29 protein-coding genes and 1 pseudogene are annotated in these 25,119 nt (G+C 70.9%); 13 read left to right on the forward strand and 17 right to left on the reverse strand.

Annotated elements, in window-relative coordinates; genetic code table 11:
* Positions 1 to 649 precede the first annotated feature (649 nt).
* From AB0M03_RS35670 to AB0M03_RS35680, 3 genes are all read right to left on the reverse strand, one after another.
* Positions 650 to 1,324 carry a hypothetical protein gene (locus AB0M03_RS35670; protein ID WP_363499739.1) on the reverse strand — a complete coding sequence of 225 codons (675 nt, stop codon included), beginning with the start codon at positions 1,322 to 1,324 and terminating at the stop codon, positions 650 to 652.
* Between the two features lie 204 nt (positions 1,325 to 1,528).
* The gene (locus AB0M03_RS35675) at positions 1,529 to 1,831 is read right to left on the reverse strand and encodes a WhiB family transcriptional regulator (RefSeq protein ID WP_363499741.1); all 303 of its coding nucleotides are present in this window, start codon (positions 1,829 to 1,831) and stop codon (positions 1,529 to 1,531) included.
* A 195-nt stretch (positions 1,832 to 2,026) separates the two neighbouring features.
* On the reverse strand, positions 2,027 to 2,257 hold the full coding sequence (locus AB0M03_RS35680; RefSeq protein WP_363499743.1) for a hypothetical protein: 231 nt from the start codon (positions 2,255 to 2,257) through the stop codon (positions 2,027 to 2,029).
* A 110-nt stretch (positions 2,258 to 2,367) separates the two neighbouring features.
* On the opposite strand from AB0M03_RS35680, the gene AB0M03_RS35685 reads away from it, so the two are divergent.
* Both AB0M03_RS35685 and AB0M03_RS35690 read left to right on the forward strand, forming a co-directional pair.
* Positions 2,368 to 2,829, forward strand: coding sequence for a hypothetical protein (locus AB0M03_RS35685; protein WP_363499745.1), 462 nt, complete (start codon positions 2,368 to 2,370; stop codon positions 2,827 to 2,829).
* Between the two features lie 159 nt (positions 2,830 to 2,988).
* Positions 2,989 to 3,405, forward strand: a complete 417-nt coding sequence (locus tag AB0M03_RS35690) for an acetyltransferase (protein ID WP_363499747.1) — start codon at positions 2,989 to 2,991, stop codon at positions 3,403 to 3,405.
* Between the two features lie 225 nt (positions 3,406 to 3,630).
* Here the strand turns inward: AB0M03_RS35690 and AB0M03_RS35695 are convergent, their stop codons facing one another.
* Positions 3,631 to 4,140 (reverse strand): hypothetical protein, encoded by a 510-nt coding sequence (locus AB0M03_RS35695; RefSeq protein ID WP_363499749.1) that lies wholly within the window; start codon positions 4,138 to 4,140, stop codon positions 3,631 to 3,633.
* A 960-nt stretch (positions 4,141 to 5,100) separates the two neighbouring features.
* On the opposite strand from AB0M03_RS35695, the gene AB0M03_RS35700 reads away from it, so the two are divergent.
* Together AB0M03_RS35700 and istB are read left to right on the forward strand one after the other, a co-directional pair.
* On the forward strand, positions 5,101 to 5,979 hold the full coding sequence (locus AB0M03_RS35700) for a hypothetical protein (protein ID WP_363499751.1): 879 nt from the start codon (positions 5,101 to 5,103) through the stop codon (positions 5,977 to 5,979).
* Positions 5,976 to 6,749 carry an IS21-like element helper ATPase IstB gene (gene istB, locus AB0M03_RS35705; RefSeq protein WP_363499753.1) on the forward strand — a complete coding sequence of 258 codons (774 nt, stop codon included), beginning with the start codon at positions 5,976 to 5,978 and terminating at the stop codon, positions 6,747 to 6,749. The genes AB0M03_RS35700 and istB overlap by 4 nt, the downstream gene beginning before the upstream one ends.
* Here the strand turns inward: istB and AB0M03_RS35710 are convergent, their stop codons facing one another.
* Together AB0M03_RS35710 and AB0M03_RS35715 are read right to left on the reverse strand one after the other, a co-directional pair.
* Positions 6,750 to 7,613 (reverse strand): LLM class flavin-dependent oxidoreductase, encoded by an 864-nt coding sequence (locus tag AB0M03_RS35710; RefSeq protein ID WP_363499791.1) that lies wholly within the window; start codon positions 7,611 to 7,613, stop codon positions 6,750 to 6,752.
* An 85-nt stretch (positions 7,614 to 7,698) separates the two neighbouring features.
* Positions 7,699 to 8,349, reverse strand: a complete 651-nt coding sequence (locus tag AB0M03_RS35715; RefSeq protein WP_363499755.1) for a transposase — start codon at positions 8,347 to 8,349, stop codon at positions 7,699 to 7,701.
* Between the two features lie 496 nt (positions 8,350 to 8,845).
* Between AB0M03_RS35715 and AB0M03_RS35720 the strand changes: the two genes are divergently transcribed.
* Positions 8,846 to 9,538 (forward strand): SDR family oxidoreductase, encoded by a 693-nt coding sequence (locus AB0M03_RS35720; RefSeq protein ID WP_363499757.1) that lies wholly within the window; start codon positions 8,846 to 8,848, stop codon positions 9,536 to 9,538.
* A 467-nt stretch (positions 9,539 to 10,005) separates the two neighbouring features.
* Here AB0M03_RS35720 and AB0M03_RS35725 read toward each other — a convergent pair whose 3' ends face one another.
* Entirely contained in the window at positions 10,006 to 10,533 is a 528-nt protein-coding gene (locus tag AB0M03_RS35725; RefSeq protein WP_363499759.1) for a MerR family transcriptional regulator, read from the reverse strand.
* 122 nt (positions 10,534 to 10,655) lie between these two features.
* On the opposite strand from AB0M03_RS35725, the gene AB0M03_RS35730 reads away from it, so the two are divergent.
* A complete protein-coding gene (locus tag AB0M03_RS35730; protein ID WP_363499761.1) occupies positions 10,656 to 11,372 on the forward strand; it encodes an SDR family oxidoreductase in 717 nt (238 codons plus the stop codon).
* Between the two features lie 156 nt (positions 11,373 to 11,528).
* Here the strand turns inward: AB0M03_RS35730 and AB0M03_RS35735 are convergent, their stop codons facing one another.
* The gene (locus AB0M03_RS35735; protein WP_363499763.1) at positions 11,529 to 11,714 is read right to left on the reverse strand and encodes a hypothetical protein; all 186 of its coding nucleotides are present in this window, start codon (positions 11,712 to 11,714) and stop codon (positions 11,529 to 11,531) included.
* Positions 11,715 to 11,781: 67 nt separating this feature from the next.
* A complete protein-coding gene (locus AB0M03_RS35740; RefSeq protein WP_363499765.1) occupies positions 11,782 to 12,345 on the reverse strand; it encodes a hypothetical protein in 564 nt (187 codons plus the stop codon).
* Between AB0M03_RS35740 and AB0M03_RS35745 the strand changes: the two genes are divergently transcribed.
* Together AB0M03_RS35745 and AB0M03_RS35750 are read left to right on the forward strand one after the other, a co-directional pair.
* A complete protein-coding gene (locus AB0M03_RS35745) occupies positions 12,339 to 12,971 on the forward strand; it encodes an FAD-dependent oxidoreductase (RefSeq protein ID WP_363499793.1) in 633 nt (210 codons plus the stop codon). The two genes, AB0M03_RS35740 and AB0M03_RS35745, sit on opposite strands and share 7 nt — an antisense overlap.
* Positions 12,972 to 13,042: 71 nt before the next feature.
* Positions 13,043 to 13,936 (forward strand): RNA polymerase sigma-70 factor, encoded by an 894-nt coding sequence (locus tag AB0M03_RS35750; protein WP_363499767.1) that lies wholly within the window; start codon positions 13,043 to 13,045, stop codon positions 13,934 to 13,936.
* 460 nt (positions 13,937 to 14,396) lie between these two features.
* Here the strand turns inward: AB0M03_RS35750 and AB0M03_RS35755 are convergent, their stop codons facing one another.
* Together AB0M03_RS35755 and AB0M03_RS35760 are read right to left on the reverse strand one after the other, a co-directional pair.
* Positions 14,397 to 14,726 carry a hypothetical protein gene (locus AB0M03_RS35755; protein ID WP_363499769.1) on the reverse strand — a complete coding sequence of 110 codons (330 nt, stop codon included), beginning with the start codon at positions 14,724 to 14,726 and terminating at the stop codon, positions 14,397 to 14,399.
* A 659-nt stretch (positions 14,727 to 15,385) separates the two neighbouring features.
* Positions 15,386 to 15,772 (reverse strand): helix-turn-helix domain-containing protein, encoded by a 387-nt coding sequence (locus AB0M03_RS35760; RefSeq protein WP_363499771.1) that lies wholly within the window; start codon positions 15,770 to 15,772, stop codon positions 15,386 to 15,388.
* 98 nt (positions 15,773 to 15,870) lie between these two features.
* Here AB0M03_RS35760 and AB0M03_RS35765 point away from each other — a divergent pair, with 98 nt between their 5' ends.
* Positions 15,871 to 16,278: a RidA family protein gene (locus tag AB0M03_RS35765; protein ID WP_363499773.1), complete on the forward strand. Its 408-nt coding sequence runs from the start codon at positions 15,871 to 15,873 to the stop codon at positions 16,276 to 16,278.
* 316 nt (positions 16,279 to 16,594) lie between these two features.
* Positions 16,595 to 16,879 carry a hypothetical protein gene (locus AB0M03_RS35770; RefSeq protein WP_363499775.1) on the forward strand — a complete coding sequence of 95 codons (285 nt, stop codon included), beginning with the start codon at positions 16,595 to 16,597 and terminating at the stop codon, positions 16,877 to 16,879.
* A gap of 200 nt (positions 16,880 to 17,079) precedes the next feature.
* On the opposite strand, the gene AB0M03_RS35775 is transcribed toward AB0M03_RS35770, so the two are convergent.
* The 3 genes and pseudogenes from AB0M03_RS35775 to AB0M03_RS35785 form a co-directional block, all read right to left on the reverse strand.
* Entirely contained in the window at positions 17,080 to 18,036 is a 957-nt protein-coding gene (locus tag AB0M03_RS35775) for a helix-turn-helix domain-containing protein (RefSeq protein ID WP_363499777.1), read from the reverse strand.
* Positions 18,037 to 18,125: 89 nt separating this feature from the next.
* Positions 18,126 to 18,288, reverse strand: a pseudogene (locus AB0M03_RS35780) (IS5/IS1182 family transposase); the annotation flags it as partial.
* An 11-nt stretch (positions 18,289 to 18,299) separates the two neighbouring features.
* On the reverse strand, positions 18,300 to 18,623 hold the full coding sequence (locus AB0M03_RS35785; protein WP_363499779.1) for an antibiotic biosynthesis monooxygenase: 324 nt from the start codon (positions 18,621 to 18,623) through the stop codon (positions 18,300 to 18,302).
* A 716-nt stretch (positions 18,624 to 19,339) separates the two neighbouring features.
* Here AB0M03_RS35785 and AB0M03_RS35790 point away from each other — a divergent pair.
* Entirely contained in the window at positions 19,340 to 19,630 is a 291-nt protein-coding gene (locus tag AB0M03_RS35790) for a helicase associated domain-containing protein (protein WP_363499781.1), read from the forward strand.
* Between the two features lie 526 nt (positions 19,631 to 20,156).
* On the opposite strand, the gene AB0M03_RS35795 is transcribed toward AB0M03_RS35790, so the two are convergent.
* Positions 20,157 to 20,780, reverse strand: a complete 624-nt coding sequence (locus AB0M03_RS35795; RefSeq protein WP_363499783.1) for a DJ-1/PfpI family protein — start codon at positions 20,778 to 20,780, stop codon at positions 20,157 to 20,159.
* Positions 20,781 to 20,873: 93 nt separating this feature from the next.
* Here AB0M03_RS35795 and AB0M03_RS35800 point away from each other — a divergent pair, with 93 nt between their 5' ends.
* Both AB0M03_RS35800 and AB0M03_RS35805 read left to right on the forward strand, forming a co-directional pair.
* Positions 20,874 to 22,211: a PLP-dependent aminotransferase family protein gene (locus tag AB0M03_RS35800; protein WP_363499785.1), complete on the forward strand. Its 1,338-nt coding sequence runs from the start codon at positions 20,874 to 20,876 to the stop codon at positions 22,209 to 22,211.
* 762 nt (positions 22,212 to 22,973) lie between these two features.
* Positions 22,974 to 23,426, forward strand: a complete 453-nt coding sequence (locus tag AB0M03_RS35805) for an excalibur calcium-binding domain-containing protein (RefSeq protein ID WP_363499787.1) — start codon at positions 22,974 to 22,976, stop codon at positions 23,424 to 23,426.
* 1,044 nt (positions 23,427 to 24,470) lie between these two features.
* Here AB0M03_RS35805 and AB0M03_RS35810 read toward each other — a convergent pair.
* A complete protein-coding gene (locus AB0M03_RS35810) occupies positions 24,471 to 24,689 on the reverse strand; it encodes a hypothetical protein (protein ID WP_363499789.1) in 219 nt (72 codons plus the stop codon).
* Between the two features lie 108 nt (positions 24,690 to 24,797).
* Entirely contained in the window at positions 24,798 to 25,004 is a 207-nt protein-coding gene (locus tag AB0M03_RS35815; RefSeq protein WP_363499790.1) for a hypothetical protein, read from the reverse strand.
* Positions 25,005 to 25,119 lie beyond the last annotated feature (115 nt).

Consider the following 25,119-nt stretch of genomic DNA (forward strand, 5'->3'; position numbering starts at 1 on the left):
CGTGTGGCGATCGGTGAAGCACGAAGACATCCCGATCCGCGCCTACCCGTGGATCCAAGAACTCCAGGCAACCGTCGACCAGGCCCTCGCGCACCAGAACGCTCAACTCCGAACAACAAAAGCCAACTTACGCAAGACCGCTTAGTGCGAAAATCCCCCGTTCGTGACCCGTTTGAGCAGGTCAGGCGCCTCTGCGGGCTGCAGCGTTACCTGGTAGCCGAGTTGGGCCAGTTGGCTCACCAATCGTCTGGTCCGCCTGGTCTTGCCGGTGCGACTACCTCGACCAGGTCGTCCTCGTCCCGGTTCGGGACGACCTGGTCGGCCTGCCCGTGTACCCCGCGGTCGCCGCAGGGCTCCCCGCCACCGATCAGAACGGCAGCTGGCATGCGGTGCGCGTCGACCGGCCCCGGGATGCCCTGGGCCATGTCCGGGCCCTCGTGGCGACTGCCCCGCCGAGACACTGGCCGTCGGCGACATCGCCACGGTTCTGGAAGCGGCGCGGAACGCGGGTGCCGACACCGTGCCCGTGACCGTGCCGGACGTTCGCACGCCCTTCGCCGACCGGTTCTCGCGCTCCCCTGTGTGATCCCGGCTTGCCGGCCTGGTCCGGGTGCAGAGCCCCTGGGCCCGGCGACGCACGTCAGCAGTGTCAGCCGGCGGCCTGGGTCAGGCGTCGCATGATCGTCATTAGGTCGTCGGACGGGGCGATGCTCATCGTCCGGGTCTCGGGATCGCAGACCGTGATCGATGTCAGGGTTCCGTTGCGCCACCAGAACACGCGGGGCGAGATGGATCCGGGTCCGTCCTCGTAGGCGCCCTGCCCGAACTGGGCCAGGGCGTTGACGGCTTCGACCACGTGCCGGTCGGCGAGCGGGTAGAAGACGAGGTTGTGGCGGTTCGGGACGACGAGCAGCACGCCTTCGTCCGGGAACGCGGGACCGCCGGCGGCACCCACCGCCTCCTCGAGGACGAGCACCTTGCTGGCCGCGAACGCCGACTCGGGGTGGCCGAGGATGTGGAGGACGGCGCCATCGGGGAGGTCGACGGTGTCGTAGTTGACTGGCGTGTTGAGCAGGTTGGAGCGTGCGGCCGCCATGAGGGTGTCCCGCTCCACGAGGGCCACGTCCTGGTCGTCGAGGACGCGGACGTTGTCCGGGGTGTCGAGGGCGATGCCCTCCAGGAGGTCCGTGGCGAGCGGGCGCAGGTAGCTGAAATGCTGTCGCGCCTCCGCGGGTATCGACTCCTCGGAGACCAGCCGGAGGTACACGTTGCCCAGTGGGTCGGGCCCGCTGGCGGGGCTGGAGGGGGCTGACAGGTCGGTCATGCGCGGCTCCTTCGGGAGTATGCGGCTGCGATAGGGTCGGGGCTTCGTCTGGTGGGCCAGTGCGTCGCCGGTGCACTGGCGGATTTTCCTTGATCAGATCACACCGCTCCGACACCGCCCGACACGAATTGGCATCCCAACACCAAGTGGGACGGGCAGAGTGGGCACGGCTGGAAGGGCCGATCTGTGGACGGGTCAGCCTGCTTACAGCAGCGCTTGCACGGCGAACTGCTGCTCGTACTCGGCGCGCGCGGCTTCCAGCAGGCTGCGCCAGGAGTCGACGGCGGGACGTCGGCGCAGCAGGGAGCGGCGGTCGCGTTCGGTCATGCCGCCCCAGATGCCGTGCTCGATACGATGGTCGAGGGCGTAGCCGAGGCACTCGGTGCGTACCGGGCAGCCAGCACACAGGGCCTTGGCGCGGTTCTGCGCGGCGCCGTCGACGAACAGGTCGTCGGGGTCAGCCTGTCGGCACAGCCCTGACGTGGCCCAGTCGGTCTCGTCGTTCACCGGAACCGCCCTTCCCCCCAAATCCGGTCTCGGATCTCCCACCCTACGCAAGGTGCGTGAGGAGTGAGCGTAGGGGAGGTCGGTGCTGGGCCTGGGCACAGGGCGACGGCGTGTTGCTCGTTTGGGTGATGCGGGATCAGGGTGCCCGTACCGGCGGTGTTGGCCGCTGCGCGGCTGGCGGCCATGCCCTGCGGATCACCGTGGCACTCGGAGCGCCTCGCGGGGGTCGCCGAGCCGGGCGGCCAGCGCGGCGACCCACGCGAGGCTCCAACCGGTGCCGCCGCCGTGCTCCAGCCGGCGGTCCAGCGCGCGGCGGGCCGGGGCGAGCAGGGTGTCGTCGGTGAGCGGGTCGACGGCACTGCCCGGACAGAGGCCGTACAGGTGGGAGAGGTGGCGGTGGCCGGGTTCCTCCTCGGGCAGGTGCACCGGCTGACGGTGCAGGGCCCTCGTGCGTGCGATACGGCGGCGCTACGCGGCTGCACCAGCATGGTCGGCGTTCGATCGATCATCGATGATCCACCTCAGACAGGTTCTCCATGCACGTCCTCCGCCGAGTCCTCGCAGTGTTCGCCAGTGTGGCGCTGCTCGCCGGTGTCGGCCTGTTCACGTCCTCCGCCGCACAGGCCGCCACCTCCTGCTCCGGCACCATCACGTACGACCGGACCGTCTCGCACAACGGCAGTGCCATCGGCGAGTTGGTCATCTACCACAACAGCAGCAACGGCGGTACGAACAGCGCCTGCTTCTACCACCGCGGTGCGTCCTACGGCGTCTCCGCGACGACCAGCGTCGAGATCCACCGGTGCCTGCAGAAGTCCGGCACGGGCGGCGGCGGCTGCACCGTCGACGCCACCTCGCGCATCGACAAGGGGTCGTACGCGTGCAACGCCGGGTCGGTCGGCGTGACCGGCACGGCGAACTACTGCGTCTACGCCTACGGCTACATCAACTGGGCCGGCCACGAGTACTCCGTGTCGAGCGGTACCCGGGGCTGCTGAGCCCCGCGTCCTGCCCCCTTCCACGGGCCTCGGGCACTCCCCCGGGTTCCCGCACCGGGCTCCGGCCGGCCGCCCCCATCAGGCCGGCCGGCGCCCGACAGATCTCCAGTTACCAGCGCGTCGAACACTGGACGTTCGGCGCAAGAAAGGACGTTTCCCATGCGCAAGAAGCTTTTCTCGGTCCTCGGCGCCCTCGCGATGGCGGGAGCCGCCACCGTGATGACCGCACCGGAGGCCTCGGCTCTCACCGCCTCGCCGACGGAGGTCTGCGGCCCTGGCTACAAGGTCGTCGACTCCCAGCAGCTCATCAACCGCACCGTGTGGGTCTACCTGACCTACAACAGCTCCAACGGCTACAACTGCGTGGTCACCATCCGCGGGAACGGGGGCGACCCGGTGCACATGTCGGCCGACCTCACCGTCCAGGGCAGCCCCATGAAGTCCGACACCGGCTACTACAAGTCCTACGCGGGCCCGGTCTACGCCTACGCCGCGGGCACGTGCGTCAAGTGGGGCGGCTTCTTCAGCGACTTCGACCAGAGCGCGTACGAGAGCCCCTGGAGCCACTGCGGCTGACCGGCGCCGACCGACCCGACGGCGGCCCCGCCACCGGGCCCGGATCCCGCCCCACAGCGATCCGGCCCGATGGCGGGGCTTCGGCGCTCCGCTCCGCCCGATGCCCCTGCGGCCCGATGCAGCAGCCGGAGGCGGCGGGGCGGACGCGGCGACCGAACGCAGTGGGCGCTGCCCCGGGACGACAGGTGTCCCGGGGCAGCGCCCGTTGTACGGCGGTGGGGCGGCTCAGGTGTAGCAGTAGTTGAGGTTGCCCCGCGTCGAACCGGAGGTACCGGTGGACCAGGTGGCCTTGCCGCTGGTGTTGTAGAAGACGAGGTTGCCGTCGTCCTTGAGCTTGGCGTGCCCGCCGGGCGCCGGGTTGAGGGCGCCCAGCGTGCAGACGATGCCGCCGGAGGCGTTGAACAGCTTCACGTAGCCGGACTTCGACCAGTCCACCCGGACGACGCCCTTGCCCTTGGTGCCCGAGGCCCAGACCGGGTACGCGTCGGCTCCGGTGTACTTGTAGAGCACCAGGTTGCCGTCGGCCTGGAAGGTCAGCTCCGACATGCCGTTGTCCGCCGATGCGTGGCTGCCGGGCGTCCAGTCGCGCTGGGCCAGAGTGAAGTTGGCGACCGAGGCGTCGGCCGAGGCGGTGGTGGCGGTCAGGCCGAGCGCACCGGCGATCGCCGTCCCCACCAGGGCGGCGCGCAGGAGACGCCCCGGGGCCGGGGAGCCAATGGTCTTGCTGGGTGTCACGAGGGTCCTTCCGGGAGGCCGTCGCGCCGCGAGTGGGCGCGGCGGCGGTTGTCGGCGCTGTGGCGGCCGTGGCGGCCTTGCCCGGCCGGTCGGGAATGCGACCTCGGCCGGGCGGAGCCGCGCCTTTCCGGACCACCCTAGGAAGAGCGCGTATCACCCGCGTAGCGCTGCGGCGAAATCCGGCAACGGAGGTCTGGACCAGTTGACTTCAAATGCACTCCAACATCCAAACTGCCCCCCGCGGAATGCAGTTGGCGGTCCCCGTCAGGAGTGCGACCCGCGAGCACCCATATACCGCGGTGCAACCGGAACGGTACGCAGCGACGGGATCGTGCGATGGACCGGGCACAGGCTGCCACCAGCCGGTCAGGCCGGCTGTGAAAGGGAACCAGCGGCCGTCCGCGGTGCGCCACGGCGCTCCAGCCCGTCGCCGTCGGGTTCGCGGACGGGGACGGGGCAATCAGGAACGGCAGCAGCAGGTCCAGCGGAGCGGCCCACCCCTGCACAGTGGTCCGCCGCATCTTGCCGGCCGGTCCGAGGAGGACGACGTCGGCAGCGGCGGGCTCCAGCCCGGCGGGCGGTGCACCGGTGTGCACCAGGGTGCCGTCAGGGCGGTAGATCAGCAACCGGCCGGGGGGGAAGGGTCGAACAGCAGCGCGCGCACCCGGAGTCCAGAGCCCAGCCGACGGCGTCGGGTGCGCTCACTCAGTCGGGCTCCGTCGACGAAACCTCGGCCCGGGGGCCGGCACCGATCCGGCCGCAAGGACAGGTGCCGCCGGCTCGGGGGCGAGGTACGCGGCAAGCAGGCGCCTGACCGCCGTGGTCTTCGCGTCCTGCTGCGTGCTCGCGCGCCCGATGGCCTCCACCATCCGGCCGTCCATCAGCACCCGCGCCCGGCAACGATGCATCCCCTGCAAGGTGTCGAAGTCATACACCGGGGCGGAGGCCAGCCCCGACACCGTGACTCCGTTCAAAACCGCCAGCGGGTTGTTCCCCGGCAGGGCGACGCAGCGCTTTCGGCAGCCCCTCGAGCCGCTCGTCCTCCTCACCCCCGGATCAGGCATCTCCGCGATCACCGCCAACAGCGATGCGGCGGCCCGGTCCTGCACCGTCTTCTTGGCGCCGGCCCGCTGCGGCCGGCCGCTGGACGGAGCCGCACCGGCGGCGGTGTTCGAGGCCGTCGAGGCCAAGGCCCTGCCGCCATTGCCGGACAAGCCGTTCGTGCTGGCCAGCTGGTCCACCGCCACGGTCGGCCCTGACATCCACATCAAGGTCGGCCGCACCCTCTACTCGGTGCCGTGGAAGCTGATCGGCCGGCGCGTGGACGTCCGCTCCACCGCGACCATGGTCCAGGTCTTCCACGAGGGCGAACTGGTCAAGACCCACGCCGCCCTTGACCAGGGCAAACGCACAGACCGAGGCGACTACCCACCGGAGAAGATCGCGTTCCAGATGAAGACGCCGATCTGGTGCCGCACCCAGGCGTCCGAGGTCGGCGATGCCTGCCGGGAGGTGGTCGACCAGTTGCTGGAGGTCAACGCGCTCTACCGGCTCCGCGCCGCCCAGGGGATCCTCGGCTTGCGGAAGAAGTACGGCGACACCAGGTTGGGGGCCGCCTGCACCAAGGCCATCACGGTCGGCGACCCGTCCCACCGCACCATCAAGGGCATCCTGATCGCCGGCACCGAGACCGATCCCGAGCCGGAGACCGGCGACGCCGGGGCCGCGGCCTTCCTCCACAGCCCCGAGGGCCTGTTCGCCGCCGCGATCCCCACCCAGACCGCGGACGAACTCCACGGTGACCAGGGTTGCGACGACGCCGAGGAGGCCGCTCGATGAGCGTGATGGACACCGCCCTGCGCGAGTCGCTGAAGGCGCTCCGGCTTTCCGGGATGCTGGAGACCCTGGATGCCCGCCTGGCCCAGGCCCACGGCGGCGAGCTCGGCCACCTGGACTTCCTCCAGGTCCTCTGCCAGGACGAGATCACTCGCCGCGAGACCGTCGCCTTCCAACGGCGCCTGCACAAAGCGAAGTTCGAGCAGCAGGTCACCCTGGAGGAGTTCGACTTCACCGCGTCCCCGAAGCTCCCCGCGGCCCAGATCCGCGACCTGGCCGCCCTGCGCTGGCTGCACGCCGGCGAGTCCGTAATTCTGTTCGGCCCGGTCGGGGTCGGGAAGACACACGTGGCCCAGGCACTCGGGCACCTGGCCGTCCGGCAGAGTGCGAATGTCCGCTTCGCCAAGACCAGCCGTGTCCTGGCCGAGCTGGTCGGCGGCCACGCGCACCGCACCTGGGACAAGCGGATCCGCGAGCTGGTCCGCCCCGACGTCCTCATCCTCGACGACTTCGCGATGCGCCAGCTCACCGCGGCCCAGGCCGACGACCTCTACGAGCTGGTCAGCGAGCGGCAGGGCCGGTCGCTGGTCATCACCAGCAACCGGGCTCCCAGCGACTGGTATCCGCTCTTCCCCGATCCCGTCGTCGCCGAGTCGCTCCTGGACCGGCTGATCAACACCAGCCACCAGGTCATCATGAACGGCCCCAGTTACCGCCCCAACAAGCGCCCGAAGGGACCTACAGACAAGCCCGGCGCACCCTCGACCGGCTGATCAGAGCACCGGCGGCCCCGCCTCAATGCGGCGGAGCACCGGGGACAGACGATCCAGGTCGGGGCCGGTCTGGATCTGCCGCTCGTCCCACCAGGTGGCGCCGGCGTCGTGCAGCGGACCGATCACGTCCTTGGCCTTGACCGCGTCCGGGGGCGTGGCACCGCCGAGTACGAACTCGAAGGGGCGTTCGGCCCCGGCAGAACGCTGCTTGCGCACATAACCGACCAGCTCCCGCACCTCCGCCGCATCCGGCACATGGCCATGCCGGGCCGTCTCGAACAGCGGCACCGCGCCGTCCCATCGCGCTGCCCGCCGCATGGGTGCACGACGCGGCCAGAACCCGCCGATCCACACCGGCGGACCCGGCCGCTGCACAGTGGCGGGCACCAGCGTCACGTCCCGGACCTCGTAGTGCCGGCCGTGGTGGTCCACCGGCTCGCCGGACCAGAAGCGCCCCAGCAGTTCCAGTCCCTCGTCCAGCCGCTCGGCGAGCAGGCGCGGCTCGGCGGCGTCGCCGAAGCTGCGGTATTCGTCCTCGATCGGACCGCCCAGGCCCGCGGCGAAGATCACACGGCCGCCGCTGAGATGGTCCAGAGTGGCCACCTGGCGGGCGAGTTGCTGCGGACGGTAACGAGGGACCGGCGTCAGTAGGGTGCCCAGCCGGATCCGGGAGGTCGCCAGCGCGGCCGCGGTCAGCAGCATCCAGGGGTCCCCGAAGGGACGCCCCTGGTGCTGGCGGTGCAGTACGTGGTCCCAGACGAAGAGCCCGTCCCAGCCGGCCTGTTCGGCGGCAACCGCAACGGTCGCGACGTTACGGGGGTCGGCGAAGTCGCCGAAGTTGGGGATGTTGATGGAGAAGCGCATCCCAGCAGAATGCGCGGCCAGCCGTGAAGTGGCAATCGGATTCGAAGCCAGGCAACTTCCCGACAGACTGCCGACAGGCACAGGACTACGCCGCTCCATCGGGATACCCGAACCGCAGCTGGACGACAGACCCAACCGTCGGGCTCCGCATCACGAGCGGGGCCCGGCTGCAGCTACGGCCACCACCTGGGGAATTACGTGACCGTCGACACGTCGGCCCAGACCAGGGCCAGCCGGTGGTGCGCGGCCGCGGCCTGGGCGAGCAGAACCTGCGCGGCGGCGCGGTCTCCGGTGTCGGCGGAGTGACCAGCACGGCGAGCAGCAGGCCGAGGGTGTCGACCACGACGTGCCGCTTGCGGCCGTTGATCAGCTTGCCGCCGTCGAAGCCGCGGCTGTCGGCGCCGACGACGGCGTCCGCCTTGACCGACTGGGAGTCGATCACGCCCGCGCTCGGCTCCGGATCCCGCCCGGCCTGCTCACGGACCTTGCGGCGGAGCCGGTCGTGGAACTCCTTGACCAGGCCGCGGTCGCGCCGGCGGCGGAAGAACGCGTAGACCCGGCCCCACGGCGGGAAGTCGTATGGCATCGCCCGCCACTTCGTTCCGTTGTCGACCAGGTAGCGGATCGCGTCCAGCATCGCTCGGTGGCAGTGCGCCTCCGGCTGCCCGCCCCGCCCGCGCAGCCGGCCCGGCACCGGCAGCAGCGGCCGCACCACCGCCCGCTCCGCGTCGGACATGTCCGTCGGGTAGCGGCGCGCACGGATCCCGTGGTCGGCGGCATTCCCGAACCGGTGTGCCAGGCAGTCACACGCGAGAGTGACCGAAGTGGACCCCGCCCACGCGATGCCGTAGAACTGCGACAACAGGGCCTCCTGGACCGCTCTTTGGCGTAGACACCCTTCGAGCTACCGAGAGGCCCTGCTTTCATGCGCGGCGGCCGCCGGACTCACCCGATCGAGACTCCCGTTCGACCGACACCACTCAAGATCGGAACGACATCAGCCCCTGGGAGAAGCGTCGAGACACTGCGCGGGGCTGGCGTGCGGGTGCTGTACGGGGAAGGCGAGTTCGTGCCGAAGGCGCCGAAGGAAAGCGATCGGGCGGCGTACCCGTGGGAGGTGGCGCTGTGGGCGGTGGAGCAGGCCTCGGTGGTGGAGTCCGGGCTATAGTGCAGGCGTTTTGGGGACAGTCGGTAAGGCCGTGCCCCGACCGCATCGCCGAGGAGGCCGTCCGATGGGACCCGTCACGCTGATCACCGGGGGCTCGACCGGCATTGGTGCCGCCACCGCCCGAGCCCTGCTCAAGGAGGGCCACCGGGTGGCTGTCACCGGACGGGACGCGGACAAGCTGGCCGCCTTCGCCGCCACGGCCGGAGCGGGCGAGCGGCTGCTGACGATCACCGGGGACACCAGCGACGAGCACGACGTCGCCGCCGCCGTGCGCCACGTGGTGGACACCTGGGGCCGGCTGGACAACGTCATTGCCAACGCAGGGTTCTCACTGCCCGGGAATCTGGAGAGCCACGCCCCCGAGGACATGCGGGCCATGGTCCTCACCAACGTCCTGGGCCCGGCGCTGCTGGTGCGGGAGACCCTGCCGCAGCTCAGGGAGTCCAAGGGCCGGATCGTGCTGATGGGTTCGGTCGCGGGAGTGCGCCACACGCCCGGCAACCTGTACTCGGTCACCAAATGGGCCGTGCACGCGCTGGCCGAGAACACCCGGCTGCTGGTCGGCCAGGACGGGGTGGGCGTGACCGTCGTCGCTCCCGGGGTGGTGGACACCCCGTTCTGGGACGAGCGCGGCGGCAGCCCCGAGACGGCGCTGACCGCCGAGCAGATCGCGAACACGGTCGTCTTCGCCCTCAACCAGCCTGCGGGCGTGGACATCAACCACATCACCATGCGGCCGACCGGGCAGCTCGGCTGAGCAGGCTGTCAGAAGCGATTCCCGATCCGAAGGTAGGGCCAAGTTTTCCCAGGTCAGGTGTCTGTCTGTCCCTCGGTAGGCATGCTCGAACCGTTGTGTCGACGCGGGACCGGCCCCGCAGTGTCCTGGCACCCGAGTTGTGCGGGAGGCCCCACTTCCATGCCCAGCCGACCAGAGGATCACCCGACCGAGTCGTCGCGTTCCTCCGATCTCGTCGTCGATCTTCACGTAGAGTGCGGTCAAGAGGGTGTTCAGGTCGGTCGTCACAAACTGATCTTGGACACCCCCGCCCCTTTTGCGGGGCAGAACTTCGGATCTACTCGTCTAGCCTGCGGGGGCTCCCGGCCAGTAGTAGGCGCCCGCTTTCGACAAGACCGCACACTGACGGCAAGGACGACGATGGCGGGCGGGACCGAGGGTCGGGCCCCGACCAGGGCGCTGATCAGCTTGCGCGCCACCGACCTTCGTCAGCCGCCTCGTGGCGGTCGCGGTCCGCTCCCAGGGCGCACGCGGCGCGATGAAGTGCTGTATGCCGGGTCATCGCGGAAGGGAGACAGTTCCGCGTTGTTGCCGGCACCTCTGGTGGGCGTTTCGTCCTGCCGCGCCCCGCTCGGGTCCGGGTCGAGTGAGGCCGGGCACGATTCGGTGTCAGGGTGCGGGTTCGTGGCGAGTTCGATCAGTACATTGAGCCTTCGGCTCGCGGCCTGCAGCTCGGCGGTCTTCGCATCGATGCGGGCGCGCTCGTGGAGCAGGCGGTCCAGTAGCTCGGGGCCCACCGAGCGGGCGTCGATGGCGGGCAGGAGTGCGGCGATCAGGCGGCTGCCGAGGCCGGCGCCGTAGAGCTCCTGGATGAGCTTCACCCGGTCGACGGCCGCCTCGGGGTAGAAGCGCTGGCCGCCGGACGTGCGCTGGGGACTGAGCAGGAGCTGCTCCTCGTAGTAGCGCAGGGCCCGCGTGCTTACTCCGGCCCGATCGGCCACTTCGCCGATACGCATCGCGACTCCTTCTGCTCGTGCTGTCGCCGCCCGTCGACTTGCACTTCACGTCGACGTCAAGTTCTAGCGTAGGCGACACGGAGCGGGTCGGACCGCACGCCCGCCCGAGAAAGGGAACGACCATGGACATAGCCGGTTCCACCGCACTCGTGACCGGGGCCAACCGAGGGATCGGTCGGCACTTCGTCGAACAGCTGCTGGAGCGCGGAGCCGCGAAGGTCTACGCGACCGCTCGCCGCCCGGAGTCGATCGGCATCCTGGACCCGCGCATCACGCCGCTGTACCTGGACCTGCTGGACGAGGAGTCGATCTCAGCGGCGGCCGCAACGGCGCAGGACGTCACGCTGCTGGTCAACAACGCCGGTATCGCCACCGGCGCAAACCTCCTGACCAACGACCTGGACATGGTCCGGCAGGACCTGGAGACACACCTCTTCGGCACCCTGCGAGTCATCCGCGCCTTCGCCCCGGCCCTGGCCTCCAACGGCGGGGGCGCGATCGTCAACATCCTCTCCGTACTCTCGTGGGTGGCCACCGCCGAAGGGTCGGGCTCGTACTCGGTGGCCAAGGCCGCGGAATGGAACATGACCAACGGCGTACGCGTCGAACTCGCCGGCCAGAAGACCCTCGTCCAAGGCGTGCACCTGGGGGCTGCGGACACCGACATGATGGCGGGACGCGACGCACCCAAGATCGACCCCGCGGACGTCGCACGCGCCGCCCTGGAGGGCGTACAGGCAGGAGCCATCGAGGTGCTGGTCGACGACCCCAGCCGCTTCGTCAAGTCCGCCCTCGCCGGTGACCCGACGCTGCTGTACGGCCAGCCGTCGGGCAACTGACCGTACTCCGCCGGGCCTGTCGTCAAACGATGGCGAGCTCAAGCGATCAGCGCATCCAATGAGCGCCCGAAGTACCGCGACCGGCTGGCCCTGCGCATCCACGACGGCGCGTTCTCCGCCGGGGAGCTTCTTCTTCGCGGTGCCGATCGGGTCGGCTCAGGCGAGGTCCTGGCCGAGCGCCATCTGCAGCAGCGAGACGGCGTAGCGGGCGTGGCGGGAGAGCCAGGGCTGGCCGTCGGTGGCGTCGATGACGAGGCGGCCGTCGATGTAGGAGCCCCAGTTGTCGCCGACGGCGGCGACCCAGCCGCCGACGGGGCCGTCGGGCCGGCGGATGGCGAACACGGTCGGATCGCTCTCCCAGCCGTCGAGGAGCAGGGTGCCGTTCGCGGCGCTCCACGTGCCGGTCGGATCACCCAGGCCCCGGCCGTGCGGCGACAGCGAGGTGCGCTCCGCCGCGAGTGCCAGACGCCGCGGCGCCCCGTCGGCCCCCCGAACCGGCGGCAGTGTCCGGCGCAGCGGCGTCCGGCTCGGTCTGCGGTGGCACGTCGGCGGGGTGGTGGTGCAGCGGGCGTCGCTGCACCGGCACCGCCGGGGTTTCAACGCGCGGGGAAACAAGGTCAGGTGCGGTCGGGGCGTCGCCGCCAACAGGGTCGATTGATTCGACGCGCGCCGAATCCTCGGCAGCGGCCTGCGCAGCGGCGGCACACTCGGCCCGGCGGTCGGCGAGCATCTCGTAGCGCAGGGCGTGAGCCATGCGCAGCAGGCGCCGGGTGGCGGCTTCGACGCTGCGCTCGAGCAGTTCCAGCACCTGGGTACCGCGCGGGTCCATCCCGCCCCAGCGGGATTCCTCGAGGTTCTGCAGGAAGCGGGCCGCGCTGCGCTGCACGCCGGCGGCGAGGTCGAGCAGTTCCCGGATGCCGGCGTCGGCGCCGTCCGGGATTTCGACGCGCGAGGCGATGAGGGCATCTGCCACCGCCCTCTGCTGCCCCTCGGCGCGGCGGCGCCGGTACGCCCTCGACGAGCACGACCGCGAGCAGTACACCGGCCGCCGACCAGGACCAGAAGCCCGCAGCCCGGCTGGCCGACGGCCGGATCATCCGCTCGGATGCCTGTCTGTGGACCGCCGGCGTCAAGGTGTCGCCGCTCGCCGCCAACGCCAAGATCGCCACCGACGAACGCGGCCTGATCCTGGTCGATGCCACCCTGCGGTCGGTGTCCCATCCTCAGATCCACGCCATCGGCGACGCCGCCGCCGTGCGCCTGGCCTTCGGGCAGCTCCACGGCACCTGCCAGAGCGGCCTGCCCACCGCCCAGTACACCGCCGACACCATCGCGAAGCTCGTGCGCGGCAAGGCCGTCAAGCCTTTCCGCTTCGGCTACTACCACCAGCCGGTCAGCCTCGGCCGCCGCGACGCCGTCATCCAATTCACCAGGGCCGACGACACCCCCCGCCGCCAGTGCCTCACCGGGCGCGGCGCCGTCGTGTACAAGGAGCTGGTCAGCGCCAGCCCCCTCATGACATACCGGTTCAGCAAGCGCATGAACGTCACCACCATCGTCTCCAAGGGCGGCCGCGCCACCCGCAGGCCCGCGGCATGACGGGCATACCGGCTCCCGCGGCCGTGGCCGACACCTTGCCGCCCCGGTCACGGCGCTGGCAGCATGATCCGGTGATCGACGCCGGTGCCGGGCAGGACCCGTACCTCGAACACCGCAGGCTGCTGTTCGCCACCGCCTACCGCATGCTGGGCAGCGTCACCGACGCCGAGGACGTCCTCCAGGACACCTGGCTGAGCTGGAGCACCGCGGACCGCGACGCGATCCGCCACCCCAAGGCCTACCTCGTGCGCACGGTCACCAACCTCTCCCTGAACCGCCTCACCTGCGCGCGGGCCACCCGCGAGAGCTACGTCGGCCCGTGGCTGCCCGAGCCCCTGCTGACATCCCCGGACATCGCCTCGGAGGCCGAATTGGCCGACTCCGTCTCCACCGCCATGCTGGTCGTGCTGGAAACCCTCAGCCCCGTCGAGCGCGCCGTCTTCCTGCTCCGCGAGGTCTTCGGCTACTCACACGCCGAGATCGCCGAAACCCTGGAGCGCCCCGAGCCGACGGTCCGCCAGATCGCCCACCGCGCCCGCTCACACGTCCAGGCCCGCCGCCCCCGTTTCGACGCCGACCCCGACCGGCGCCGACAGATCACCGCCCGGTTCCTTCAGGCCTGCTCGGGCGGCGACCTGAACGCCATGATGGAACTGCTCGCCCCCGACGTCACCGCCTGGTCCGACGGCGGCGGCAGGATCACCGCAGCCCGTCGCCCGCTCCACGGCACCGACCACGTCGCGCGCTGGCTCCTGGGCTTCCTGGCCAAACCCGAACTGGCCGCCCTGACCATGGAACCGGCCGTCATCAACGGAGAACTCGGCATCCTGGCCACCCTCGACGGGCACACCATCGGCGCCCTCTCCTTCGATCTGGCCGACGGCCGCCTCCAGAACCTGCGCTTCCAGGTCAACCCCGACAAGCTCAGCGGCCTGACCCCGGACAACAGCTTGACGCTCCCCTGAAACGCCCGATCCCGCAGCAACACCGCCAGGACCCGAAGGCGCACCGTCCAGGCGGCACAGCCCGACGCTCGCGGACCCGATGGCATGCCACACCCCACCGGCAGAGAGCCGGATACAGCCGGAACGACAGCAGCAGGGACTCACACAGGCCCACGGACTCCGTCGCTTCACCCGGCCCGGACGACGCGTCCTGTCGGCCTTCGGCGTGAAGGTGTACGTGTGGCCCGATCTGCCGCCCCACACATTGGAGTCGGTGGTCGTCGCGCCGCGGTGGGCGACCTGAGGCGGCCAGGTGTGTGCCAGGGCGCGGTGGGGACGCGCCCCGGCACCGCGCGGGCGGCCGGGCACTGCTCGACCAGCCGTTCCGGGGCAGGATGGCTACCCGGCAGGACGGTTCGTGAATCCCTGTCCCGGACGGCAGTGCTGCGGCCAGTCGGCCCCGTAAGGTTAGGCCGGTGACTCATTGTGGCGGCTGGGGTCTGCGCCTGCCCGGGGCGGGCCAGGCGAGGTCGGGGATCGTGCTACCGAGCAGCGGGCCGAGCTCCTCGTCGGGGACGGGCTGCCAGCCGACGGCGTCGTGGCAGACGTAGGGGCCGAGCCCTCGTCCCGCACCGTCCGGGCCGGTCACGGTACGGCGCCAGCCGAAAGCGGTCTCGCCCGTGCCGGGGCAGTCCTCGAAGCCGGCGGGTGCCCGGCCGACATGGGCAACGAAGAACACGTCGAACCCACAGGGCGCCCCGCCGCGGTCGTGCCGGTACACGCCGCCGGGTTCGAAGAAGCCATCGTCCATGGGCCGCGCCTCCTCTCCACCGTCCTGTGAGCCAAGAGTGCCCCACCCTGCCGTCCCGCAGCCGTCGTTCGTCCCGTGTCGGGCCGTCCACGAGGCGGCCGGCGGCAGGGCTGGGCGAAAGCGGCGAGGCGTCCGGCCGGCGGGAACGACGCGAGCGCGGACAGAGCTCGGTACCGCACGCCCGGTCGGACCAGCAGGTGCGGGGACACCCCGTCCACCGCCTCATCGACGTCGACGATGCGCCCCCGGTCCGCGGGCCAGTGGGCGAAGAGGGCCGGTAGGCCGTCGAGGGCCTTCTGAAGGTGGCCGGGGCAGGGTGGTGGACAGCGGGTGCCGGAGGCCGAGGGTGGTCCAGCCGCCGGCCAGTAGGGCGGCGTCGCCGTCGTGGCCGGGGTGGGGTCGGTTTCGGTGAGGATGGCGGCCCTGTAGCCGCGGCCGCGCTCGCTGACGGTGGTCTGCACGGTGCCGAACGGGGCGAGGTCGGCGTGCCGGACGCCCCTCACTTCGGCGAGCGGGAGATTGGGGATGTTGACGTTCACGACGGTGCCGTCAACTCCGCCATGCCAGAGCGTCTCCGACCCCCGAACGCCACCGCGGTCTGCTGCGCTCGTCGGGCTGGGCCCTCCTGAAGATGGTGGCCCCGCCGGAGCACAGCCCTGTCAGGCCGAGTCGAAGCTGCGACGGGCCGTCTCGATGGCGCCGAGGTAGCGGTGGGTCCAGTCGCACATGGCGTCGACCGTTGACCGCAGAGCCCGGCCCGGCTGCGTGAGGGTGTACTCGACGCGCGGCGGCACGACGGGGTGCACGGTCCGTTCGACCAGGCCGTTGCGCTCCAGCAGGCGCAGGTTGTGGGTGAGCATCTTGTGGCTGATGCCCTCGATCTCGTTGCGCAGTTCGGTGAAGCGCAGCGTGCGGTCGCCGACCGCTTCGATGATCAACAGGGCCCACTTGTTGGCGATGTCCGAGAAGATCTCCCGGGCCAGGGAGTCCGCCCGCGTCACATCCGCTTCGTCCTTGGCCGAGCCCTTGAGCTGCTTGGTCACCATGAGGTTCCCCAGTCACCGAAAAGTGCGTTCTTCCACGTCAGCGGTCACTCTCCTACGGTTTCTCAGTAACTGCAAGAGAGTATGAGGAGGCAGGCAGCATGGCCATCACCCTGGTGAACCCCGACGGATTGCCCGCGATCGATGTCTACCGACAGGTGGCAATCGCATCCGGTTCGCGGATGGTTTTCGTCGCCGGGCAGGTCGCCTGGGACGAAGAAGGAGTCACGGTCGGCGAGGGCGATCTGGCCGCCCAGGCCGAGCAGTGCTACCTCAACGTCGCCACCGCCCTGGCCGGGGCCGGCGGATCCTTCGACGACGTGGCGAAACTGACCGTCTACGTCGTCGGCTGGACCCCCGACAAGATGCCCCTGCTCCTGGACGGAATCTCCCGGGCCGCCTCGAAACTCGGCGTCACCCCGGCGCCGCCGGCCACCCTGGTGGGCGTGGCCGCACTGGACGTCCCCGAGCACCTGATCGAGATCGAGGCCACCGCGGTCCTCGACTGACCCCTCCGGCCCGACGTGCAGCGAGGGCGCCGAGCTCCGCGGCACCCTCGCTGCACGAACGTGCGCCCGACGGGCGAAGGCGGCTGCCGGCCGTTCCCCGGCACCACCCTCGCCGGGCCCCTGGTAGGTGGTGCCGTCCAGGTAGAGTGCCGCGGCGGCACGGACGATCTCGTCGGCTTTCGTCTTGACCTGAGCGATGAAGGCGGGCGGCGCCCCGGCGGCGACGGTGTGTTCGTCGGGGTTGTACTCCCGGCGCCAGGTCACCCGCGGACCGCCTCGGCGGCGGCGTTCACGATGGCGCCGGCGAGGCGGCCTGTTGCCGGCGCTCTTCCGGGGTCTGGGCGTGATGGGCGAGGCGTTCGGCGCGGTGCAGCTCGGCGAGCGTTTCCGGGTGGCGCGCGATCTCGATGTCTACGGCCCACTTCACGGTGAAGCGCAGCAGGGGCTTGAGGCTCTGCGCTCCACCGCCTCGGTCATGGCGCGCGCCTGGTCCGCGGTCATCTCAGCCAGCCGGTGCGGGAGCAGGGCCGCCACGACCTCGCACAGGGCCAAGGGTGTCTGGGCCGGCCGCGGGATCAGCTCGGGGCCGTGGATCGGCTGAGCGCTCGTCGGTTCCTCCTTCTCGGCGCCCCGTCACCGCCGTCCGCTTCCTTGTCGCCTTCGCCGTCGTGCTCTTCGCCGTCGTGCTCTTCGCCGCCGCCTTCTTTGCCGCCGCTGGTGGCGGTACTTGTCCTGTTGTAGCCGCGATCCGCAAGGATCACGTCGGGGCGCCGACGTGGCCTGCCGCGCTTGTTTGAAGCTTTAACAGCGGAGCTGACCGGGTGTCATTCCCAGTCGTTCGCGCAGCAGGGTGGCGAGCGTGGTGGCGTTCTCGTATCCCACGCGTCGGGCCACCGCGTCCGTCGGCAGGTCGGTGGTGCGCAGCAGGTGGGCTGCTTGTTCGAGGCGGATGGACTGGGCGAACTTCAGTGGTGACGTGCCCAGTACGCGGTCGACGGCACGCTGCAGGGTGCGTTCGCTGGCGCCGACGGCCCGGGCGGCGTCGGTGATCCGCAGGGGTTGGTCGAGGTGCTCGCGTACCCAGCGTTCGAAGGCGCTGACCATCGGGTCGGTGCGGGCGAGGTGGCTGGGGACGGCGTATGCGGCCTGGTTCGGGCGTGTGTCGATCACCAGGTAGCGTGCCGTCAGCTCGGCCAGTGCGGGGCTGCCGTCCCTGACCAGGGAGAGGGCGAGGTCGAGGTGGGCCATCGCCGCCCCGGCGGTGGTGATGCCCGGTGCGTGGGTCAGCAGGTGGCTGTCGTCCAGGGCCACTTGGGGGTAGCGCTGCCGGAAGGCGGGGGCCAGCCACCAGCTGGTGGTGGCGGGCAGCCCGTCCAGTACGCCGCTCTCGGCGAGGACGAAGGTGCCCGTGCAGGCGGCGGCCAGTGGCACACCGTCGGCCCGCGCCTGACGCACCACGTCGCGCACGGCCTGCTGGGCGGGCGAGTCCATCCACTGCACGAGTGGATCCGGCTGCTTCGGCCCGGCGCCGGGCACGACCAGGACGTCGGGTGCCTCGGCGGCTGCGGGGGATACGGCCTGCACCAGGTGGCCGGCGGCCGTGCGGACGGGGCCGTGCGGGTTGATGCACGTCACCTGCCAGGGTGGCGGTGGCTTCGGCAGCTCGTCCCGCAGTTCGTTGGCGGTCTGTAGGACGTCGAGCACTGCGGCGAGGCCGGAGTCGAAGGCTCCGTCGGCGACCAGTACTGAGATCTTCATGGCGGAAACGGTAAGGGATGTGCCGTATCCGCCACTGCGGTGGTGGACTGACGGCCCCTGAGTTGATCAGTATGTTCGGCCGGGAGCACCCGGTCCGCGAGGACCGCAGCGGGCCGGGTTCGGGGCCGACCGATGTGCCCGGGCAGGCGAAGGACGGCCATGACGCGATCGAAGGCGGGCGTGTCCCTGGCCTGGCCCGGGCGTGAGATGGAAGCACAGCGGTCGGCAGCAGCCGTCCGCCGTCAAGTTGACGGCCGGGCGGGCTACGGGAGCTTCGCGGCCAGGACCTCGACGGGCAGGATCTCGGGGGCCTCGGCGAGCAGCTCGGGGGCGTGCTCCATGAGCGCCGCCGCGATCCTGCCCTGCAGGTGGGCGGTGCGGTCCTCCTCGGCGCCGAAGGCGTCGAAGATGCCGAACGTGGTCGGGCCCAGACGCAGCGCGAACCAGAGGGTGGTGCCGGCCTCCTCCCGGGCCAGGGCGAGGGCTCCGGTGAGCAGTTCCTCGACGTCGCGGACGCAGTCCGGCTTGGCCTCGATACGGGCGAGCAGGCCGATGCGGGTGGTCTCGGGGACAAGGGCATTGGTCATGGCGTGTTCCTCGACGTGTGTGGTGGGTGCGGTGTGGTGCCGCTGTGCGATGTGATCACCGTATGAGTGGCCGGGGGCCCTAGTCAGTGGCGGATCCGCCGGATTCCTGACCGTTTCCGACATGAGGATTTCGGTACCGGTCACGGACGACTCGCCAGCTCCCGGCCGGCCACGGCCCTCGACGTCCCACAGACGGCCGACGAGCCGCGGGAGGAACTGCCCGCCCTCCTGTGGGCGCCCGATCGAACCGCACACAGCCCGCCGACAGTGCGCAGCGCACACCGCCACCGGCCGATACCCAGGTGGAGAGCTCACGGCCGGACCGATGGAACTGCGCGGCTCACCAGGAATCTGCGCATCCCTCACATCCAGCGCGCCTCTGGAACTGCGAAGTCGCAGTTCACCGCCGTCCCGCTGCTCAGAATGAACGGGCGGCTACACGCGCTCGCGCCGGAGCGGCAGAGGGCGCTGGAGGGGATCGACCCGTTCTGGTGCCCGACCTGGCCGATCGTCTGGCAGCGCACCTGCAGCGTGGGCCAGGGCGTGGTGGCTGGAGACCGACCGCCTGGTGGACCGGGCGCAGTTGCCCGAGGAGACGGTGTTCGAGGGCGAGCGGCTCGGCCCTGGGTCGTGGCGCAGCGGGCCGGCCGGCCCGGCCTGGGGGCGGATTGGCAGGATCTGCTGGCGGCGATCGGTATCGAGTCGATGAGGAGTTGGTGGCCGCGAAGGCTGCGGCGGAGGCGAAGCCCAAGGTCTCCCGTGCGGACCGCTTCCAGCAGGGCCTGACCGCGCTCGCCACGTTCGTCGAGCGGGAGGGCCACGTCCGGGTCCCGCGCCCGCACAAGGAGCCGTTGGAGGTCGTGGTGGCCGGCCCCGGCGGAAAGGAAAGCAGTGAGGTCGTCCGCGTCGGCCTGGGTACGTGGTTGAACAACCAGAAGGCCCGCCGCGCCAAGCTCACCGCGGGACGGCTCGCGCAGCTCGCCGAGCACGGCGTGGAATGGGCGTAGCGGGCCCGTCCGACAGATCGGGGAGGTTTGACGAGGTTGGCTGGAGGCGGCAGCCGGGTGTTCGCGGCGGCTCGGTTGTCCCTGGCCCCGGTGGTGCTGCCGGTTGGCTGCCTTGACGGGTCTCGGGGCGAGCAGCGGCATGACCGCTCCGCCGGCAACGGGCAAGCAGCCACTGCGCTGCCGGCTTCAACGGTAGCGAGGACTCTGCCCACCTCAAGGCGTGCGGCGGGTCGCTGATTCTTCGAGCCGGGCAGCCGATCGGGTCCGGGCCAGGTGGGTTTCGGTGCACGTGTGTCGAGGTCGACACCGACTCGCCGTGCTCGACCCGGTCGGCTGCCGACCGGTGCGCCCACGCCGCCCGGACCTGGCGTGGGCCGCCGGGTGCAGGTCGTTTCCGCTGCAGCCTCTCCCCTGACGTTGGGAGTGCCATGAATCATCTGAGGGTCCGGTAGGTGCGGGCCGCGAACGAGCGGCCAGGCTGCCGGGGGCATGGCTTCCTGGCCGGTTGCTGCCCGCGGGTCATGATTCAGACGAGCGCCGGTGCGGGAGCGGGCAGGTAGGGGGCGATGTTGCGCCAGGCGCGCTCGATGTATTCCTCCTTCTCGCCGACCGGGGCGACATAGTGCAGCGCGCCTTCGGCGGCGTCGTTGCCCTCAAGGCGGGCGATGATCCAGGCGGCGAGGTAGTGCGAGGCGAGGCAGCCGCCGGCGGTGGCGATGTTGTCCTTGGCGTAGAAGGGCTGGTTGAGGACCTCTACGCCGGCGGCGACGACCCAGGGCTTGGTGGTCAGGTCGGTGCAGGCGGGGATGCCGTTGAGCAGGCCAAGCCTGGCCAGCACGAGCGCGCCGGAGCACTGCGCCGCGATGAGCTGGCGCGAAGGGTCCAGGCCACGCAGGATGTTCATGATCGCAGGGTCTTCGGTGACCTCGCGGGTGGCGATGCCGCTGCCGACGATGACGGCGTCAGCGGCGCACGCCTCCTCAAGGGTGGACATCTGTTCGATGACCACTCCGTTCATCGACGTCACCTCGGGGGCGGGGGTGGCGATGGTAACGCGCCAGCCGTCGGTCTTGATGCGGTTGAGCACACCGAGCGCGATCAGGGAGTCGAGCTCGTTGTAGCCCTCGAAGGTGAGGATGGCGATGTGCACGGCGGTCGTCCTTCCGCATGGGTGGGGTGGGTCTTGACGGTAAGGACACGCGAGCATGACGGTCAAAGAATTGTCATGGATACAATTCGGTGCATGGCAGCCTCGCGATACAAAATGCTGGTCGACGCGCTCGCATCCGATATCCGGACGGGTCGGCTCGCCGCAGGCGTGCGGCTGCCGACCCACCGCGGGCTCGCCGCCCGTGAGGGCATCGCCGTGGTGACCGCGACTCGGGTGTACGCCGAGCTGGAAGCGATGGGTCTGGTGAGCCGGGAACAGGGCCGCGGCACGTTCGTGCGTGACATCTCGGTTCCCGCCGGTCACGGCATCGATCAGCGAGCCGTCGCCACAGACGCGGTCGACCTCAGCTTCAACTACCCGTCGCTGCCCGGCCAGGCCGATCTCCTTCGGCAGGCCCTGCGGGAGGTGGCCACCTCCGGTGATCTCGACTCACTTCTGCGCTACCAACCACACCGGGGGCGTCCACAGGACAGAGCCTCCATCGCACGACACCTCGGACGCCGGGGAATCACCACAGACGCGGATCAGATCCTCATCACCAGCGGTGCCCAGCACGGCCTGGCCATCACCGTCATGGCCGTGCTCAACGCCGGCGATGTCGTCGCGGTCGACGCACTCACCTACCCGGGTTTCAAGGTGCTCGCGCACGCCCTTCAACTCGACCTGGAGCCCATCCCCACCACCACGAACGGGCCGGATCTCGATGCCCTGGAGGAGCTGTGCGCAACCCGCCCGGTGCGCGCGATCTACACCATGCCCACCCTGCACAACCCTCTGGGCTGGGTCATGCCGGCAACCGACCGCACCCGCCTGATCAAGATCGCTCGACAGCACGGTCCGCTCATCATCGAGGACGCCGCATACGCCTACCTGGCCGAGGCCCCTCCACCGCCTCTGGCCGCAACCGCCCCCGACATCACCGTCTACGTCTCGACGCTCTCCAAGAGCATCGCCACCGGCCTCCGGGTCGGCTTCGTCCTCGCCCCGCCACCTGTGGTGCCATCGCTCGAACGCGCCATCCGGGCGACCACGTGGAACACCCCCGCCCTCACCACCGCCATCGCCTGCCGCTGGCTCGACGACGGCACAGTGAACCGCCTAGAAGCGCAGAAACGAGACGACGCCAAGACGCGCCAGGCACTCGTCAGGCAGGAGCTGGCGGGCCTCCCGCTCATCGGCCACCCCTCGTCCTACTTCACCTGGCTGCCACTGCCCGACGACGCACGCGCTGACCGCCTGACCGCCACCCTCGCGCGCCGACACATCTCGGTCACCACGGCGGAGCCGTTCACCACCTCGACGCACACACCACAGGCGATCCGCCTCGCCCTGGGCTCGACCGATCTGGACACTCTCCGGTCGACGCTGCGCACAGTGCGCCAAGTCGCCGTCGAGGACGCCTACACCTGAACTCCCCTCGACCAGCCGATCCCTGCCCGCACCGACGACGTCTGCGTGCGAAAGTCTGTCAGTGTTGAAGGCCTGGGACCCGGTCGGCCTGCGGCCCGAGACCGATACCGGCCCCGTACTGCGGGGTGGGCCTCGCCGCACCGAGTGACGGGAAGCGAGCCCGCCCCGCAGTCGCACGCGTAGATCCCGCTCGCCGGAACGATCTCGCCGGGATGCCGCGTCGTCTTCTCCTCGCGCATGCTCCCCGGTCTACGGCGGCCCGCCCCCACCACGAACGCGCACCGTCCCCGGGCAGAGTGCGCCACTACCGTGGCGCCGGGCTCCCGCCCCGGCAGGCAGGCTCGTGCCAGATCGTCTGGACGACCGTGTCGCGGGAGATGCGCTCGCTCGACCAGGTCCGGCAGCACCCGCCGCCGTCACCCGGTCCGACGGTCGGCGGCCGCTCGGCGCCGACCGGTGCAGCGGTCGTGGTCCCGGTCGCAAACGCGGCAGGTGCGGACGGGAGGCGGCGCTTGGTCGAGGTTGTCGTCATGCCGCAGCCCTGCCCACCTCGGTACTTCGCCGAACCCGTCGGCACCCGGACGGAGCAGCCCCGCCGGCGCCGGGAACGCGCGGCGGCTTGCCCGGGCTCGGGTCGCGGGGCGCGGGCGCAGCAGCGAGTGAGACAGGGCGGGGAGAAGCATCCTGGAAGGTGAAGTCCCGGCCCCCTTGGGGTGGAACGTGCCTCCCGGGAGGCGTCATGGCTCAGAACCCGAGGCCGGTATGGCAGTCACCAGCTGCTGCTCGCCCCGGCGGAGGCAGGAACCGGCGCCGGACAGTGGCCGAGGTCGTGGGTGGCACAGCGATTTTGCTGCTCGGTATGGGCATCGGCCTTTCAGGCAAAGACAGTGGGGCAAGCAGCCCACCAGCCCTTCCTCCTCGCAGGCGACCGCCACCGTGACAGCGACCTCCTCTGCCTTGTCCACCACGGCCACGGCGACGGTCACTGCCACGGTGACCGTGACCGAGGCCCCGACCGCCGCTGGACAACCCCAGCCCTCCGGTGGTCAGCCGCAGGCGACCACCTCCGTGCCGGAAGCGACCGGCCCTGCGGTGTACTACAAGAACTGTTCCGAGGCCCGCGCCGCGGGCGTCGTCCCTCTCCACCGGGGCGATCCCGGCTATGCGCCCCACCTGGACCGCGACGGCGACGGAGTGGCGTGCGAAACAGGCTGACCGCCTTCTCCGCATGGTCAGGCGGCTCTTGGCCTCCGGCAGAATCAGCCGCGCACTTGCTGGCTGATCCGTCGAAGCGACCACCGCCACGGGCCTGGCCCGGTTCTACGCCCGGTCCGGCCCATTGGTGCGGTCCGCTCCCGGCGTTGCGCTGCCGATGATCGAGGCCGGGGCGGGTATCAGTGGCGCATGGCAGCCTCACGCACCGCGCCCGGGCCGCCCGGCTCGCGGCGCTCGCTGTTCTCGCCGTGGCGGGCAGCGCCTGCTCCAGCACCGTCGCTCCAGCTCCGGGTGGGGCCGCGTCCGGCAGCGCCGTCCCCTCGGTCCCCACGCCGACACCCGGTCCGCCGCGGGCAGGCGGTCCGGCGCGAGCAGGCGGCGCCTGACCGGGCCCGCAACCCTCCCCCGCCGCTCTCGCGCGCAGCAAGCCGGGACGGCGCGCCCCGCGGGAGGTCGAGCGGCCGGGCCGAGCCGGTGATTGCCGCGCAATCGCCCTGGAGCAGGGATTCGATCGCCCTCGCTTGCCCCCTGCCCGCCATACGGACGGAGCCGGCAGGTCTGCCTCAGGGCCAGAGGCCGACCTGGGCGCAGCAAGGGTGGGAGCCAGCCGTCGGGAGTACCCGACGGGTAGTTCACGCCGGGACTGTCGAGGCCGTCCACGTTCGCGTGAAACAACCAGCAGGCGCGAGAAACTGTCGCCGGCACAGCCGGCCTAGCACATGGACAGGGTCCACCCACCCAACGGCTCATCGGGCACGGCGCCCGGTGGGCGTGACCAGCCCCGCAGAGCGCCGGTGGGGGCGAACTGCGGGGCATCGACTGCTGCGGCCCGGGTCTCGCCGGTCCATGCTGGCGGGCACGACACGGCCCGGCCGACAGGGGGAGGACGGCGACACCCCCGACGGCATCACCCAAAGCCCTGCAGGCGACCGGCGGCTGGCCCACCCTGACGAGGCCAACCACGACACCATCGGCGCCGGAGCGGCGCAGCATCGGCGGGGTGGCGGCGACTCCCTTGTCCGTGGGCTCTGGCCTGTGGAAACGTCACTTGTAGGGCGGCATGTTCTGGTTCGGGTTCCCGGGGCTCCAGTCCATGTGGGACACGAGGACGGCCAGGAGGAGCACCACCACGATCAGGACGAGCGCCCCCGCCCAGAAACTGTCCGTGGGTCCGGGACGGTACGGGTCCGGTGAGCTGTCCGGCCGGTCACCGCCGCCCTCACCAGCCCGGTCCTCGGCATCGCTGTCCTCCTCAGGTGCCACGGCCCCTCCTTCGGTCAGGCCATGGCACCGCGCTGCACGGCAGCCGTCAAGACCGCCTGCAACGGCCAGCCTCCCCGGGCGGCGGTAGGTCAGCGCCGAGGGGGCCGGTCAGGTGCGGCGCCACCAGGCGCCGCGGCCGCGCTCGGCCGCTTCGGCTTCTCGGTGGGCGCGCTGGTAGGCCATGTCCTGGCAGCAGCCGCCGCACAGCCGGTTGTCCCAGAGGGCCCGTTGCTCCGCCCGCCGCTCGTCCGAGAACGGCGCCGACCAGCGGGAGCAGGTCGGGGCGGCTCTCGCATTCGGGGGCCTGCTTCTCACGGCGGCCGTCGGCAGCCTCCCGCGCACCACGACACGGCGCCGGGGTGGTATCCGGTCAGGCGGTGTCGCAGCCCGCTATCCGGCGGTGCGAGCGCTTCGCGCCGTGGCACGGATG

Source organism: Kitasatospora sp. NPDC051914, assembly GCF_040680995.1.
Lineage (GTDB): Bacteria > Actinomycetota > Actinomycetes > Streptomycetales > Streptomycetaceae > Kitasatospora.

Coding starts and splice junctions, on each gene's coding strand:
- AB0M03_RS35800 (WP_363499785.1), top strand. CDS start 20,874: ATGGCAGCCTCGCGATACAAAATGCTGGTCGACGCGCTCGCATCCGAT.
- istB (WP_363499753.1), top strand. CDS start 5,976: ATGAGCGTGATGGACACCGCCCTGCGCGAGTCGCTGAAGGCGCTCCGG.
- AB0M03_RS35760 (WP_363499771.1), bottom strand. CDS start 15,772: ATGGTGACCAAGCAGCTCAAGGGCTCGGCCAAGGACGAAGCGGATGTG.
- AB0M03_RS35690 (WP_363499747.1), top strand. CDS start 2,989: ATGCGCAAGAAGCTTTTCTCGGTCCTCGGCGCCCTCGCGATGGCGGGA.
- AB0M03_RS35775 (WP_363499777.1), bottom strand. CDS start 18,036: ATGAAGATCTCAGTACTGGTCGCCGACGGAGCCTTCGACTCCGGCCTC.
- AB0M03_RS35765 (WP_363499773.1), top strand. CDS start 15,871: ATGGCCATCACCCTGGTGAACCCCGACGGATTGCCCGCGATCGATGTC.
- AB0M03_RS35710 (WP_363499791.1), bottom strand. CDS start 7,613: ATGCGCTTCTCCATCAACATCCCCAACTTCGGCGACTTCGCCGACCCC.
- AB0M03_RS35725 (WP_363499759.1), bottom strand. CDS start 10,533: ATGCGTATCGGCGAAGTGGCCGATCGGGCCGGAGTAAGCACGCGGGCC.
- AB0M03_RS35715 (WP_363499755.1), bottom strand. CDS start 8,349: ATGTCCGACGCGGAGCGGGCGGTGGTGCGGCCGCTGCTGCCGGTGCCG.
- AB0M03_RS35685 (WP_363499745.1), top strand. CDS start 2,368: ATGCACGTCCTCCGCCGAGTCCTCGCAGTGTTCGCCAGTGTGGCGCTG.
- AB0M03_RS35670 (WP_363499739.1), bottom strand. CDS start 1,324: ATGACCGACCTGTCAGCCCCCTCCAGCCCCGCCAGCGGGCCCGACCCA.
- AB0M03_RS35785 (WP_363499779.1), bottom strand. CDS start 18,623: ATGACCAATGCCCTTGTCCCCGAGACCACCCGCATCGGCCTGCTCGCC.
- AB0M03_RS35755 (WP_363499769.1), bottom strand. CDS start 14,726: ATGGACGATGGCTTCTTCGAACCCGGCGGCGTGTACCGGCACGACCGC.
- AB0M03_RS35730 (WP_363499761.1), top strand. CDS start 10,656: ATGGACATAGCCGGTTCCACCGCACTCGTGACCGGGGCCAACCGAGGG.
- AB0M03_RS35720 (WP_363499757.1), top strand. CDS start 8,846: ATGGGACCCGTCACGCTGATCACCGGGGGCTCGACCGGCATTGGTGCC.
- AB0M03_RS35805 (WP_363499787.1), top strand. CDS start 22,974: ATGGCAGTCACCAGCTGCTGCTCGCCCCGGCGGAGGCAGGAACCGGCG.